Annotated in this window: 13 protein-coding genes; 2 read left to right on the top strand and 11 right to left on the bottom strand. The window is 37.0% G+C overall.

The features are described from left to right. Nucleotides 1-67 precede the first annotated feature (67 nt). Nucleotides 68-814, top strand: a complete 747-nt coding sequence (locus tag LV704_RS01130; protein WP_163423439.1) for a hypothetical protein — start codon at nt 68-70, stop codon at nt 812-814. Between the two features lie 208 nt (nt 815-1,022). Next, on the top strand, nt 1,023-2,156 hold the full coding sequence (locus LV704_RS01125) for a restriction endonuclease (protein WP_163423440.1): 1,134 nt from the start codon (nt 1,023-1,025) through the stop codon (nt 2,154-2,156). A gap of 134 nt (nt 2,157-2,290) precedes the next feature. Here LV704_RS01125 and LV704_RS01120 read toward each other — a convergent pair whose 3' ends face one another. The 11 genes from LV704_RS01120 to LV704_RS01070 form a co-directional block, all read right to left on the bottom strand. Then, nucleotides 2,291-3,013: a hypothetical protein gene (locus tag LV704_RS01120; RefSeq protein WP_163423441.1), complete on the bottom strand. Its 723-nt coding sequence runs from the start codon at nt 3,011-3,013 to the stop codon at nt 2,291-2,293. Between the two features lie 233 nt (nt 3,014-3,246). Continuing rightward, nucleotides 3,247-4,827 carry a type IV secretory system conjugative DNA transfer family protein gene (locus LV704_RS01115; protein WP_163423442.1) on the bottom strand — a complete coding sequence of 527 codons (1,581 nt, stop codon included), beginning with the start codon at nt 4,825-4,827 and terminating at the stop codon, nt 3,247-3,249. Between the two features lie 13 nt (nt 4,828-4,840). Then, a complete protein-coding gene (gene mobB / locus LV704_RS01110; RefSeq protein WP_163423443.1) occupies nt 4,841-5,920 on the bottom strand; it encodes a MobB family relaxase in 1,080 nt (359 codons plus the stop codon). Continuing rightward, the gene (locus tag LV704_RS01105; RefSeq protein ID WP_163423444.1) at nt 5,920-6,501 is read right to left on the bottom strand and encodes a BfmA/BtgA family mobilization protein; all 582 of its coding nucleotides are present in this window, start codon (nt 6,499-6,501) and stop codon (nt 5,920-5,922) included. Before LV704_RS01105 ends, mobB begins: the two co-directional genes overlap by 1 nt. A 384-nt stretch (nt 6,502-6,885) precedes the next feature. Beyond that, entirely contained in the window at nt 6,886-7,335 is a 450-nt protein-coding gene (locus tag LV704_RS01100; protein WP_163423445.1) for a RadC family protein, read from the bottom strand. A gap of 86 nt (nt 7,336-7,421) precedes the next feature. Continuing rightward, the gene (locus LV704_RS01095) at nt 7,422-7,904 is read right to left on the bottom strand and encodes a single-stranded DNA-binding protein (RefSeq protein WP_163423446.1); all 483 of its coding nucleotides are present in this window, start codon (nt 7,902-7,904) and stop codon (nt 7,422-7,424) included. Nucleotides 7,905-8,567: 663 nt separating this feature from the next. Next, nucleotides 8,568-9,059, bottom strand: a complete 492-nt coding sequence (locus LV704_RS01090; RefSeq protein ID WP_163423447.1) for a hypothetical protein — start codon at nt 9,057-9,059, stop codon at nt 8,568-8,570. Continuing rightward, nucleotides 9,056-10,018 (bottom strand): hypothetical protein, encoded by a 963-nt coding sequence (locus tag LV704_RS01085; RefSeq protein WP_163423448.1) that lies wholly within the window; start codon nt 10,016-10,018, stop codon nt 9,056-9,058. The genes LV704_RS01090 and LV704_RS01085 overlap by 4 nt, the downstream gene beginning before the upstream one ends. Beyond that, a complete protein-coding gene (locus LV704_RS01080; protein ID WP_163423449.1) occupies nt 10,002-10,526 on the bottom strand; it encodes a hypothetical protein in 525 nt (174 codons plus the stop codon). Before LV704_RS01080 ends, LV704_RS01085 begins: the two co-directional genes overlap by 17 nt. After that, nucleotides 10,526-11,713 carry a hypothetical protein gene (locus tag LV704_RS01075; RefSeq protein WP_163423450.1) on the bottom strand — a complete coding sequence of 396 codons (1,188 nt, stop codon included), beginning with the start codon at nt 11,711-11,713 and terminating at the stop codon, nt 10,526-10,528. The genes LV704_RS01080 and LV704_RS01075 overlap by 1 nt, the downstream gene beginning before the upstream one ends. Continuing rightward, nucleotides 11,713-13,605 carry a type II secretion system protein GspD gene (locus tag LV704_RS01070; RefSeq protein WP_233782115.1) on the bottom strand — a complete coding sequence of 631 codons (1,893 nt, stop codon included), beginning with the start codon at nt 13,603-13,605 and terminating at the stop codon, nt 11,713-11,715. Before LV704_RS01070 ends, LV704_RS01075 begins: the two co-directional genes overlap by 1 nt. Nucleotide 13,606: the final 1 nt, after the last annotated feature.

Here is a 13,606-nt window from a genome sequence, read left to right as displayed (position 1 = left end):
ACTATAAATGACAGTATTTTATATTTATGTATATTAAAAGGTTTGATATATCTTATATAAATTAGAAATGGACGTACTTGGAAAAGCCAAAGAGAAAACAAGAAAGCAAATCCAGAATGCCACATGGGTTTTCATTATTTCCATTGTTCTATTGGCATTGGGAATTTTCATGTTTTTTGAAAGAACCACAGGGATTGCAGAAACTCAATTACCAATAATCTTTACGTTTTTTCCATTGATGTCTGTAGTCATTTGTTGCCATTTGTTATATGTGTATAAAAGGCGAAGGAAGGTTTTATTATGGGCTATATTGGGTAAAGTTTTTTTGCATTGGAAATATGAAAATGGGGATGAGTTGGTTATCATGGAAAGACTAATCTTGAGAGAAACTCAAATAAAAAAAGGAAAAACTAAGTTTAAGTTCGATGGGCTTACTTGGGGGGGTGAAAATTTTAAAGACGCATTGGAGGATTTAAAGAGTGGCGGACTACCCATAAGTTTGATACTACCAGGATTTAAATTTTCGATTAATAGCAACAAGATTCCATTTATAATTGATATTCTTTCTTTTGGACATACTGTAGAAATTTTCTTGATTAAGGACGAAGGCTTTGACATATTACATATAAATCGAGCCGATAATGGAACAAACAATGCTACTACTATGATGTATCCTGTATTAGAGGAATTTAATTTTAGCGAGGAAAATTTTAATGAATTAGCACGTAAAATAGCGAGATGCAATTGGGTGGTTTCTGGTGTTTTCAATATAGATGAACTGGAAGCTATAGAGGAAGAAATAGAGCAAGATTAAATATCAATTTAAAGAGCTATCCATACAATTTAGTTACTCCGACCTATAATTCAAATTTATCACGACTTTTAGTATTTTTACTGTTCCAGATATTTGTTTGTAACCATCTGCTATTATTATCCCCCCAACCTAAACTTTGAAAATTACACTTTAATAGCTATAGCTATTGTATGCTTAATTCAACAATTATCAAGAATTTATTATATATATGAATAAGAATCAAATACCCGATACCTATATAGCTCGAAAAGGATTAGAAAATGAAGTTTTAGATTTTGTTTTAAGTGACGAAATGAGATTTTTACAGGTGTTTGGAGCGGCAGGGGTAGGAAAAACTACTCTCACCCGTCAAGTTTTGTGGAGCAATAAACTAGAAAATTTTGTTGAATGGGTTTCGCTAGCAGATTATTCGCGGTTAAAAAGAACGAATAAAATTCTATTCGGAGATTTTTCTGTTGACCCAGATAGAAAGTTCGATTTGTTTAAGCATGTCAATACTGATACAAAAATTTTGGTTATAGATGATGCCGATTTAATGAATCCAGCAGTCTTAAATAGTAATATAACTCATTTTTTAAACAACAATTCTAAGATTAAAGTTATTCTCATATCTAGGGAGTATATATATGCGTTTCATTCCAAAGCTATATTGGTATCACCTTTTACGTATGAAGAGACCAATGGTTTTTTGAAACGAAGGAAACAACTTCTTAATTTTTCAACCGAAATTTTTAAGGTAGTTCAGGGAAATCCTCTCATACTTCAAATGTTTGATGATTATCTCAATAAATATTCATTTGAAGAAGTTAAAAACCTTCTCGAGAGCCCATTAAGGTTAAATTTTAGTTTAGGAAGCCAAGCCAAAGAAAATGAACTAATAAAATCTGTTCGTCCCAGTATAGTGACCGTAGAATCGTTGCTAATCGAAAAAATAAAACAAAACCCAAAAGATATTCATCAACTATCACCCAGAGAATTTGAGAGGTTGATTGCAGAAATTATAAGTGAGTCGGGATGGAAAGTTGAATTAACCCCTCAAACCAGAGATGGAGGAATGGATATTATTGCATCAAATCATACTTTATTAGGAAAGCATGTTTGTTTGATAGAAGCAAAGAAATATAGACCAAACAACCCTGTAGGAGTATCATTGGTTAGAAATTTATATGGAACCTTATTGGACTACCAAGCCAATAGTAGTTTGTTGGTCACTACATCTAGATTTACTAAAGATGCCCAAAAGTTTCAAAAAAGACATAAAAACTTAATAGGATTGAAAGATTATGGAAACGTAATTGATTGGGTAGAAAACTATAAGAAAAACATTAATCTAAGGTTTTGATTTTAATATATATAATCCTAGCATGGCAAAATATGTTATAGCAAACATTATTAATACCAATGATATTATTCCTGTTCAAATGCTCATTATATTAAAACAAACTATTTTTTATCCTTTTCTTTGAATAATAGACATTATTCTTCATCCTTTTTTTCGTCTTCATTTTCATCTTCTTTATCCGAAGTTAGCTCAGATAAAGATTGTAATTTCATTTCTTTAATATACCCTACAAGAGTTGCTAATTTCTTTTCTTTCGAAGCTTTTATATCCTTATAAATTGTGTATGGATTGATTCCCGCTAAAGTAAATATCTCTTGTACCCCTGCAACACTTTGTAATCCTCCTATCTTATATGAAAATGATATTACCTCGAAATAGATATCATCTATTGTTTTTATGAGTTCTTTGAATTTTTTTAGTCTGCTAGAAATATCTTGACCACTCGCCAAGTATTTATTCATGTTTCTGTAAATGGATATCCTGTTTTTATCAATGATATCAGCAGATAGCTGATTAATTAACAAGTTACTTTTCCATCTTAGAAGGGCATAATCATTTTGAAGTGATTGTCTCAGACTATCATCACTTTGCTGTTGGTATTCTAGGTTTTTTATGGAATTTGAGTCTTTGGCTTTTTTAATTTCTTCAAGTCTTTTATTTTTTCTTTGATTGTATTTTGCTTCTGACCATAAGATTTTATTTTCGGAAATCTCTTTAATAGTATTTAAATAAGCAATTAGACCTAATTGTTTAGATTCATCGATTGTTGTAGAAATTATGCCGTAAGATTTTTCTTGAGCTGGTAACTTGAATGAAATGGTTAAAATTGCCAAGAATAATAGTATAGATTTTTTCATTTTAAGTATTTTATATAATATTAAGCCTAAACAAAACTGCAAAGAATTTTAGCCAACAGAATCTACTTCTATACCAAAAGAATAAATGCTCCTTTGCTCTACGTTAATTAATCAATGTTATTATAAAGTCGGGGGGAGATTTTAACAAAAATAAGAATATAATATTCTATTTGAAATAGAATACAACATATAAGTAGGTAATATCCTAATAAAAATACAACAATATATAGGGATTATTTAAAAATTGATTGAGCCTCTCTATGGATTCTATCAAAATTATGTTTCAATTCACTCTCAGAAATTGATAATGGTTTTGGTAATTCCCGAACTATTTTGGGAAATTTAAATCGTATTTTTTTATCTTTTCCATCAAAGAACACCACAAACTCCCCTTGTTGTAAACCATAGAATGCATCAGCTCTGCGTTTGGCCACTTCCTTTTCCCCTTGGGTCACACGGGTATCAAAATTCAAGGAATGCCCTTTGCTTATACTTCGCGTTTCCTTCTTTATGATTTCAAAGAAACGTTCATAATATTTGGCGGTATCAGGGTCATTGGCCTTTCCAAAAAACTGGTAGGATAGGTTACTCAAGATGGCCTTACTGGCCTTGTCACCGTACATCATACCGTTCTGAACCTTGTCCTGTAAAACGTAAATTATGGCGATGTCATAGCTCCGTAAGGTGGCAGGAATGCGGTGCATGTTCAACAGTCGTAAGGTGGCCGCTTCCTCCATCAAAAGAAAAGAGGACAGGCGGTTTCGTTCACTCATTTGCTTGGTAATGGAATGGATAATGGTTGCAATGACAGGGGAGAGCGAGGTTTCTTTTTTTGGGTCATTCACTACGGAAATAACGGAGGGAGTCTCGGGGTCATTCACGTTCAAAGGCACTTCATCGGCGGACAATACCATGAATATTTTTTGGGTACTGATCTTTTTAAACGCATTGGCCAAGGTGCTCTTAACCCCGGCGGTCTGCCTATCGGAATCCACGCCGCTGATAAAGGCATCGGCCATCGCTTTGGAGGTGACATTGGCACTCAAAAACTCCACCAATTCGACAGTATCCAGATGTTGGTACAGTGCAATCATATGGGGTATGGTACAATAGTCGGGATAGTCCACTTTCAATCGCCAGACCAATCCACTAATAAGCCCCTCAACCGCATCATTAAAGAATTTTGAGGCTCCCGTACTTCCAGATTCTTTGAGTTCCAAGAGGTTTTCGAGGAGGACCCGAGAGATTTCATGGACGCTTTCCTCATCGGGAATATATCGAGGGGCAATGGGATTGACACGGTTGTAGATAGGCCCAAAGGAAATAATATAAAAGTCCCTATCGGTCGCGTTAAAGATGGGATAGGCCATCTCGGTAATCTCAAAATTCTTGTAGTCGTGCATCACCCCACAGAACCCGTGTGCCCCTAAATGTTGGAACAGCCCATGGACGACACTTTCGGTTTTTCCGCTCCCTGCCGAACCGATAATGGAGATGCCTCGACGGATGTTGCCAAGGGCCAAACGGAATCCTTTGGTATGGAGAATGGCCCTATATTCTTCATGGATATTGGTCGGGTTTTCCTCTTTGGCCACGTAAACGAAGAAGAGAATGGCCAAGAATAGGAGGGGGAGTCCGCCATACAAAACCGACTTTAAAAAGAACGTAGTAGGAAAATAATAATAGAAGATTACTGCCAATACCACCCAGAGCAAAATGGAGATATAAAAGCCTTTTTTCAGAAAACGGATGAGCAGATATTCAAAGGCTATCCCTATAAAAAACAACAGTGTCAATAGCAAATAATTTTCCATATCGTTCTATTTTTTAGACGCCTATTGATCCTGATTCAATCGCGCGTTTCATTCCCTTTTTTAGTTGGTTGAAGGCTTTCATGGCCAGCTGTACCTTGTTAGTTGGGATATTGGGAACATTCAGCCCTGCCTTGCGGAACAGTTTTAAGGTCACACCCTTTTGGTTGGTTGGAATGCCCATTTTGTACAGGGATTTTAAGGCCAGTTCCCGCTCGTTGGTGGGCAGGCCAACGACCAGCGCAAAGAATTTCTTGGGGTCTTTTCGGTAAAGGTTTTTGGCATTGTAGCGGTCGATAAAACTCCGTTCATACCCAAATAATTTATCAAACCGTCGTTCGGCCGCATCAAAGAATTGGTTTCGGTCAAAGCCCTGTTTCTGCTGTTTTCCATTGAGGATGGTCACGTTTTTTTTATGCTGGGAATTGGGAGAAAGACTGTAGGTATCGGTGACATCCTTGCGGCTGACAATGATGTGCACATGGGTCTGAAAGCCTTCCTTTTTCGTGCCCTCGGTCACCAACTTTCCATTGATCTTATGCGGCGCTTCGGCCACCAATCGGTCGATTTCCTGTTGAATTTTTTTAAGGTTTCCTTCCAATTCCCCACGCCGTACCTTGACCATATCGTTTCGGAGTTTGGCAATCTGCTTGCGATAAGGGGCGTTCTCATGGACCCTATTTTCAAAGCCCCGAAATGTTCGCTCATGCTCAATTTTTGCATAGTATTTGATATTATTAATGGAGACTGTTCGATCACGGTAAAAGGAGGCGGCATAGTCCTTCATAAGTTCACGGGTATAAGCACGGAGTAGGGCAGGGTCGTTGTTGATATGCTTGAGTTCCTTAGTACTGGGACTGACTACGATGGAATAGAATTTTGGGTCCCGTTTTTTTAGTTTTTTGGTGTTCCCATCGATTTCGGAAATGACGCTTTGGGGACTGACTTTATCATTGTTTTGATCAAAGAAATGCTCTTGCAGTTCTGGGTGTTTCCCTTCGTTTTCCTTCTCCAGATAGTTCACATAATCCGTCACGCTACTGTTGTAAGTTTCATGCTGTGGGCCGATTTTTTGAGGGGTGATATTGATGTGCATTACGCATTGTTTTTGAGGGTTCTTTTGAATTTTTCAAGCTCGGAAGGGGAGAGGTCTAACTTAAAAAAGGCCTTGCCAAAACTTCCTTTGACGAGTTCTACCCTGTCCAGTACATGACTATAATCCTGTTTTACTTTTTCCAATTTTTCGGTAAGACGTTCGTAGCGGATCTTGGGAACGGTGAGTTCTATTTCAGCTGCTGCATCTATTTTCTTATCGAGCTGTTTTTTCTCTTTTCGGATGGGTTTTTTGGTCTTGGCATCCTCCCCGAAGAGGGCCAACAACATGGCATTGTTGGGCTTGGTCTGGTTGATTTCTATGTCGCGGATAATGGCTATGGTGGCCTCGTTCCGTTTGATGGAGGTCTCCGTGCGTTGTCGGTTCTTCAGGATTTCTTGGATAATGCTCTTGCCAAATTTCTTATTGGGATCCAAGCCATGCCATTCAAAAAAGTCCATGATGGACTCCAAGCATTCCGAATGGGATTGGGCCATCTTTTTGGAGAAGGAACGAAACCGCACAGCAATGGCATGTTTGATGCTGATGGCTGAATACCGATATGTTCCATTCTTCTTCCCCATGGTTTACAGTAACTTTTTTTCGTGTTTAAAGGGGCTTTGAGGGGATTTACAGTAAAATTTATCTTTTGTTCTTACTCATAAATCTTCGAAAACCCCTTTGTTTTCAATGCTTTTCGAAGCAAATAAAACTCGTAGCGTCGCCTTGGCGCGCTACCCTCTTGCTATTCCTTTTCGCCCGCTCGCGGGTCGAAAATCCATACGAATACCAAGTTATTCGCAGTGAATAGCTCCAATGCCAAAAGAATCGGTTTTAAGATGTTTGTAAGGCAGGTTTTAAAGTATTCTTAGGGTTTGTTTGGGTTTGTTGAATTTTTGAAAATGAAAAGGGACAGTACATCGTACCGCCCCATAGATGATATTTAGTTGGAGAATATATGTACTTCCTTATATCAAACCATCATCGGCGAAACTGTAATAGCTCCCATTAGGTGTAAGGATGATATGATCCAAAAGGTTGATATCAAAAAAGCTTGCGGCCTGTTTGATTTTTTTGGTGATCTCGATGTCTGCTTTACTGGCCGTGAGCGTTCCCGAGGGATGGTTGTGGGTGAGGATAATACCCACGCTAAGTGACTTCAGAATAACAGCGAAAAGAATGCGAAGATCTACTAAAGTTCCTGTGATACCGCCGTTGGAAATCTCAAAGATGCCCTTAATGGCATTGCTGTTGTTCAGCAATACGACCTTAAAGGATTCCCGAAGCCCGATAGTGTCCTTTTCCCAATATGAAAAGAGGACTTCCGCTGCATCGGATGAGGAAGTGATTTTTGAGCGAGAAAGTGTGGTAGGGCTTTCATGGTAGCTTACTTTTATTTCGTTAACTTGTTCTCTCATTGTATTTTCTTTATAGGATTTATAATGAAAAAGAGGGCGTTACTTAAGACGGTTCGCCCTCTTTACTTTTGAAAAAATCAGTGCGTTTAAGCTGCTTTTTCTGCGTTACTTTTACGGCTTGATGTTCTTCCTGTCCGTGGTTTTTTATTTTCTGTAACATCTTGTTTCCCATGTTCATCTGGATTCTCTACGGAGGTTTCCACTACTTCGATTTCATTCGTAGGAACAGTTTCATATTTAGAACCCAACAAAAGGATTTCATTGGCGACGATTTCGGTGACATAACATTTGACCCCCATTTCATTGGTGTAGCTCCGAGAGATCAATTTGCCCTCTATGGCCAATTCTTTTCCTTTATGGACATACTGTTCTATGATGTCTGCTTTCTTGTCCCAGGCGACTACATAGTGCCATTGGGTGGACTGGACTTTTTCGCCTTGCGCATTTCTGTAAAATTCGTTTGTAGCCATGGAAAAACGGGCCACTTTATTACCACTTTCCAAGTTTGTGATTTTTGGCTCACTGCCAACGTTTCCAATTAATTGCACTTTGTTTCTCAATGTACTCATGACTTAAAATTTAAATTATTACTATTTGATTTTTGCCCTATCAACAGGCATTTGAAAACTGATTTACTTATTATATCCTGAGCGTTTTCTCTTTTTTGATTTTTTAACTTCTGTATTGCTTTCGTTTTATTGTTTTGGTATGATTTCATGGTTTTTATTTTAAATGATTTACTTCCCATAGCGCCGTCGCTGTTACCTTTTTTGATGCTATACATGATTCAATGGCAAGATTTTGTGGGGCGTATAAAAAGCGTAGAACGGAGCGTAGTCGAAGTTTGGAGCGGCTTTATGCCGCAACGCACAGTATTGCCATTGTTTTTTTGCCTATCTAAAAAGATAACAAGGACGACCAAAAAAGAAGAATGAGTTTAACGAGAACAGGAAGAGTGCCACACAATAGAAACAATACAGAAGAAGGATAAGAACTACTTTTTAAAAACTGAATCAATTTGAAATTAGCGTGACAGATACCACCGAAGTAGATAGGTTATAACGTACAATATTTTATCTGGAAAATCCAACCAGTGCAAAGTCGAATTATTTTGAGAATGTGAAGCGTAATTTGCAATTTCCTAATCTTTCGAACGAAAATTTTAGGATAATGCACCTTTGTATCCAAACAAACTGTAAAATACCACCAACTTGATTTATCCAATTAAGGGCTTATTTGATAACCATCTTCGTTTTGCCATATTTTTTTAGCAAAACAGAATCCTTATAAATCTTCAGTACTTGAATATCTTCAACAGCTTTCTTTTCACGAAGTCTATGAAGTTTGTTGTCTATTTTAATTACCGCTAGTCTTGCTGATTGGGAATCACCTTTTAAATAACCAAAATATTGGAGTTTTGGCCAGTTGATATTTGATTTTTTTCCCTGTTTCGGCTTTGAAGTTTTCTCGATTTTCACTGGCTTCTGATTTGAAGTCTGCGATTTTCTCTTAATCACCGCATCTAAAAAAGGATCTCTTTGCAACATGGAGAGCTCAAAAGTATCTTTTTTAAATTCCGGCATTGGGCTATCATAGGAAATAGGATTTATAGAGGCTGTTTTTTTGTTGTCCTTTCCAAAATAAAACAGGGCTTTTTTGGCAACAAAGCCCCAAATTATTAACATCCCGATAACCAAAGTGATATGTATAATCTTTTTTTTCATTCAACGGTAATACTTCTTGTTTCACTATATGAACTTTCGTTTCCCGCTTCGTCGGATATCCTTACTCGCCAATAAAAAATTCCAGTATTTGAAAATGTGTGTTGCTGGGACACAACTTCTCCAGTGTTATAGGATTGTACAATTGATGAGAAGTTTTCATCTGTAGAAATTTCCAATAAGTTGGCCAAAGGTGATTGGACATTCCCAGTATCCGCTCCAGAATTCCATGTAAAATCTACTGTGGTGGAAGTGGTATCATTGTCGTTGGGAGAGGTTAATGTCGGTTGATTGGGAACTGTTGTGTCCAAAAATATGTTTCTACTCGAAAATGATGTCTCACTAATATCATTCACCGCTTTGATTGACCATCCATATACCGCATCCTCATCCAAAATACTTGAATCAAGTGTAAAACTTGCACCGGTTATTTCATTTTGTTGTAAAACAATGGAAGTGTTACCATCTAAAGTCTTTTCCACCTGTATACTATAGGAATCAGCTGCCTGAATTACCGACCAACTTAAGATTATGGTGTTGTTGCCCGTATAGAAGTTATCGGAAGGAGCGTTCAGGAAAACATTCTGATCTGCCAGATTATTGGTCGATTCTATCGAAAAACTTTCAGGAAAACTATAGCTAGATACATAAGCAAAGTTTTCACCACGAACCTGCCAATCATATATTCCCGATTGCATTTGAACGGAAAGGATATTACCTTGGACCATAGAGTCCAAAACGATTGTGAATGATGATTGCTCAGAGACCTGAACATTGTATTCACTGGCACCATCCAAAACGTCCCACCTAAAAGTGACCGAATTGCTATTGATAATGGCATCGTCCTTAGGAGATATTACGGTAATACTATCGTCTGAGATATTTTCCTCAAAAACATCATCACATCCTATAAATAATGTCGCTACTAATAATAGTCCTATAATGTTATATACTCTTTTCATAATTCTGGAATATTAAAAGAACTTTGAGTTTGCTTTTTTTGCGGTTATAGTTTTTTTCCTTGATGTAGGACACCCCTATCAAAGAAGAAATTTTAAACTTTTTTTCATAGTCGTAAACTACTTTTGACAAGGCTGAATAACTGCCCTGTAGTGTTAGTTGATTGGTTATGATGTCAAAACCCTTTTCGTTCGAAAAATGAGTTTCGCTCAGCTCATCTATTTCAACATCCCCGTACCTAGTTGCGAAGTCCAAAATTGACTGTTGGGCTACATCTGGCTGGATATCTTGTTTCCCAATCAAGTTGTCGTAAAGGTTCATTTGGCGTTGCAGCTCCTTGGAATCAAGGTTGGAATTCTGCATGAACTCTAATTTTTCCTTGACCTCTTTCATCTGTACATAGGCATTCTTGGTCACTTTGAATGACCTTTTGTTTGCAGCAAAGAACAAGAGTACCAGCAGCACTGCAAGACCAATAAACTTTTTCTTATGGGAATAATTCTCAAACATTATTTGATGTTTATTTTTAATGAAAATAAATCTGCGTTCCTATCCACTTTATTCAAATTCAATATTTCGATTTTGTTGGTCCATGGTTTAGTTTTTAGTTTTTTGACCCATTGGTTCAGGTAAAAACTATTGTTGGTTTCCCCTTCAATCAATATGATATTTGTTCCAATAGAAATTGGTTCACTTCCTTTCACTTTTTTAAGCAATGGGTTTACCTTTAAATTACCTAATAGTATCCCTTCAGGAACTGAAGAGGCGATCTCATTGATATAGAATGAAATGAAGTTTTTGTTCAGGACTCCTGAATTTTCAACAATAAATCGTTTGTTGATCAAATCTTCTTCCATTTTTTTAATTTGGGAATAGTTGTCATTGAAATGATAAAGCCCTTTTTCATATTCCACATATTTTTCATTATAATGGCCCAATAACATATAGCTGCCCAAAAGGGTCAATAGAAAAAGAGCAAGCGTTCCAACAGAGCAGTAATCAAAAACCTTTTTTAATTTTTGGTCGTTGAGATTGGCAGAAAGCAATTCATTGTCATAATCTATGATATCAGAAGGGTAGAGGTTGTTCAGCAATGAGGATAAGAGTACTATTTCATTCCCGTCCAAGTTGTTATTGCCCACTTTGTATTTTACAACAAGTGATTCCTTCGTTCTGCGAACATGGTCCGTAATATTCCCATTGGCGAAGATTAGTTCCCCATCATCTAATCTCAATACATCTTCCTTAAACATGCTCTTTCCCAAACATGCCACGTAAGGGCCTATACTGTAATCAATTGTCTTGTATTTGGTTTTTTCGAATTTGTGTATCTGCTCATCAATAACTTCTTTTCGGCAGATAGAGACAAAGTTATGGGCGTTTTGAAAGACAGTATAAATATAAAAATCATCTGGATTCCCATTGAATAAAACCTCCTTTATATAATTTCCATTAGCCCGTGTCTTTTTGCTAATAATTCCTTTCCCTGAGAAATTGAGGATTATAGGAACATTGGTCTTTATTTCCTTCTTGATTTCATCAAAATCACCTACTGCAAAGGATTTAACTATGGAGAGATTTTCTTTGTTTTTTTCAAGCACCAAAGCTCTATACTTGATAGAATCCCCAAGTGTAATGCCTATGACAGCAAAAACCTTGTCATTGAAAATGTCAATATGTTTAAATAGTTCAAGCATTAGTATACTACTGTGGGTTTGATAAATACATGAAGCTTTGACTTACTATTGCTTTTTCTTCTGCTACTAAAAAACCATTTCAAAACTGGGACTTTAGATAAACCAGGTGTTCCGGTTCCTGAATTTTCCTTATCAAGTTCATCAAGGCCTCCCAATAGTATCATTTCTCCGTTAAGACAGCGCACCAATGACTCAAACTGCTGGGTAGCCTTTCCAGGAGGGGCATTTTCACCTTGTCTTCCCAAAAACGTACTTCGTTCTACCAGTATGTTCAATGTGATTTGTTCGTCTTTTGAAACAAAGGGCCTAATATTTACACTTAGGTTGGCATCCGTAGATTTCCACTGACCTGATTGTAGAATGTCATTCCCTAGGCCACTATTTATCAATCTATTGTTCTGTTCAAAATAATAGCTTGTTTCTCCAATGGAAAGTTTGGCATCATGCCCGTTTAAAGTAGAAATCTTGGGAGTTGATTTAAGGTTGATTACAGAATTGTTTTCCAATGTCCTAAGGTTCAAATAGAAGTTTTCTGTAACCTTTCCCAGATTAAAAATTCCAAAACCATTAAAGGCATCTACCAATGAATTAACCGATGTGCTATTCAGCGATACATCAGTAGTCGGAAACAGAACACCTGCTGTTGTTCTAGGCTCATTATCCAATCCAGCTTGAAGGCCAGTCTGCACTTCGCTGGATTTTTGGTACTGTACAATCAATACCTCAATTAAAATCATGGGAACGACCACATCAATTTCCTTGATGTATTCCTTAATTTCCAAAATACGAGGTCTCGATCCGGAGATAACAAATCCGTTCAGTTCGAAAAATTCCTTTATCTCGACATTCTCCAATAAATCCTTTGGCAATGTCTCTAGCACGGTTTCAATGGTTCTGTTTTCCAGTTGGATCAATTCAGTGTTTCGTAGGCCTTCAACATTTTGATCACCGATGAGATAGAAATCCCCTGTCTTTTTATAGGTAAATGGTTTGCCTTTGAATACATGGTCCAAAAGATCATCAAAGGTTATCATCTCGGATACAAATGTCGTGGTCAGCCCATCAGGCCTATTGTACATAAAGTAGTTTACATTGAGTTGTTCAGCTACTTTTGTGATTAAAGCGGTAATATCCGCGTCAAATGCTTTTATGCTGATAAAGCCATTTTCTTCTACTTTTATTTCAGCAGAGGATTCTAAACTAGCTAAGCTTTTCAACCCATTTCCTTTGGTTTTTTGATTTCCTGTTTGCTCGGTTGGAGTAGTGTCTTTTTCGAGATAGTAAAACCCATTTTCGTCTATGGTCAAAACCATTTGATTGGACTTGGCCATCATTTCCACTACCTGTTCAAATGGTCGGTTCAGGATATAAGCGGACACCTGTTTATCCTTAAGTGAAGGACCAATTACTAAATTCTTACCAGAGATATCCGTAATCTTTTTGGCCACACCTTCTAAAGACTCGTTTGAGAGTTTGATGGACAAAAAATCGTTCTTATCATTATAGCTCGCTTCAATTTCCTTAGGTTTTGGAGCTTCCATCACCTCTCTTTCAATTTCCTTTTTTGAGAAAACGATGATGTTATTTACAATACTTAGTTCAAGATCAAACTTATTGACAATGAACAAAAAGACATCCTTGACCGGTATCTCAAAAAAACTACTCTCAATTACTTCGGTAAGGTCTGAGTCAACACTTAAATTGATTTTATGCTCTAGGGCAACGGAATTTAAAAATTCATAAATGGTAAGACCAGATATATCTATTGTAATCGTTTCACTAAGTTCTTCGTGTTCCGTCGCATAGTCAACAAGTAGGTTTTCCGCATCCGATTGTGCAAATCCACTCACTGCTATTAGGAAAAAGAAGATATGTATCAAATAATTCTTCATT

Origin of the sequence: Flagellimonas sp. CMM7, from assembly GCF_021390195.1 — a bacterium.
Taxonomy (GTDB): domain Bacteria; phylum Bacteroidota; class Bacteroidia; order Flavobacteriales; family Flavobacteriaceae; genus Flagellimonas.
Note: the sequence above shows the minus strand (reverse complement) of the source record. Positions and strands in the feature narration are given on the sequence as shown.

Excerpts from the sequence above, each read along its gene's own strand:
- LV704_RS01130 (WP_163423439.1), top strand. The coding sequence starts at position 68 with ATGGACGTACTTGGAAAAGCCAAAGAGAAAACAAGAAAGCAAATCCAG.
- LV704_RS01125 (WP_163423440.1), top strand. The coding sequence starts at position 1,023 with ATGAATAAGAATCAAATACCCGATACCTATATAGCTCGAAAAGGATTA.
- LV704_RS01120 (WP_163423441.1), bottom strand. The coding sequence starts at position 3,013 with ATGAAAAAATCTATACTATTATTCTTGGCAATTTTAACCATTTCATTC.
- LV704_RS01115 (WP_163423442.1), bottom strand. The coding sequence starts at position 4,827 with ATGGAAAATTATTTGCTATTGACACTGTTGTTTTTTATAGGGATAGCC.
- mobB (WP_163423443.1), bottom strand. The coding sequence starts at position 5,920 with ATGCACATCAATATCACCCCTCAAAAAATCGGCCCACAGCATGAAACT.
- LV704_RS01105 (WP_163423444.1), bottom strand. The coding sequence starts at position 6,501 with ATGGGGAAGAAGAATGGAACATATCGGTATTCAGCCATCAGCATCAAA.
- LV704_RS01100 (WP_163423445.1), bottom strand. The coding sequence starts at position 7,335 with ATGAGAGAACAAGTTAACGAAATAAAAGTAAGCTACCATGAAAGCCCT.
- LV704_RS01095 (WP_163423446.1), bottom strand. The coding sequence starts at position 7,904 with ATGAGTACATTGAGAAACAAAGTGCAATTAATTGGAAACGTTGGCAGT.
- LV704_RS01090 (WP_163423447.1), bottom strand. The coding sequence starts at position 9,059 with ATGAAAAAAAAGATTATACATATCACTTTGGTTATCGGGATGTTAATA.
- LV704_RS01085 (WP_163423448.1), bottom strand. The coding sequence starts at position 10,018 with ATGAAAAGAGTATATAACATTATAGGACTATTATTAGTAGCGACATTA.
- LV704_RS01080 (WP_163423449.1), bottom strand. The coding sequence starts at position 10,526 with ATGTTTGAGAATTATTCCCATAAGAAAAAGTTTATTGGTCTTGCAGTG.
- LV704_RS01075 (WP_163423450.1), bottom strand. The coding sequence starts at position 11,713 with ATGCTTGAACTATTTAAACATATTGACATTTTCAATGACAAGGTTTTT.
- LV704_RS01070 (WP_233782115.1), bottom strand. The coding sequence starts at position 13,605 with ATGAAGAATTATTTGATACATATCTTCTTTTTCCTAATAGCAGTGAGT.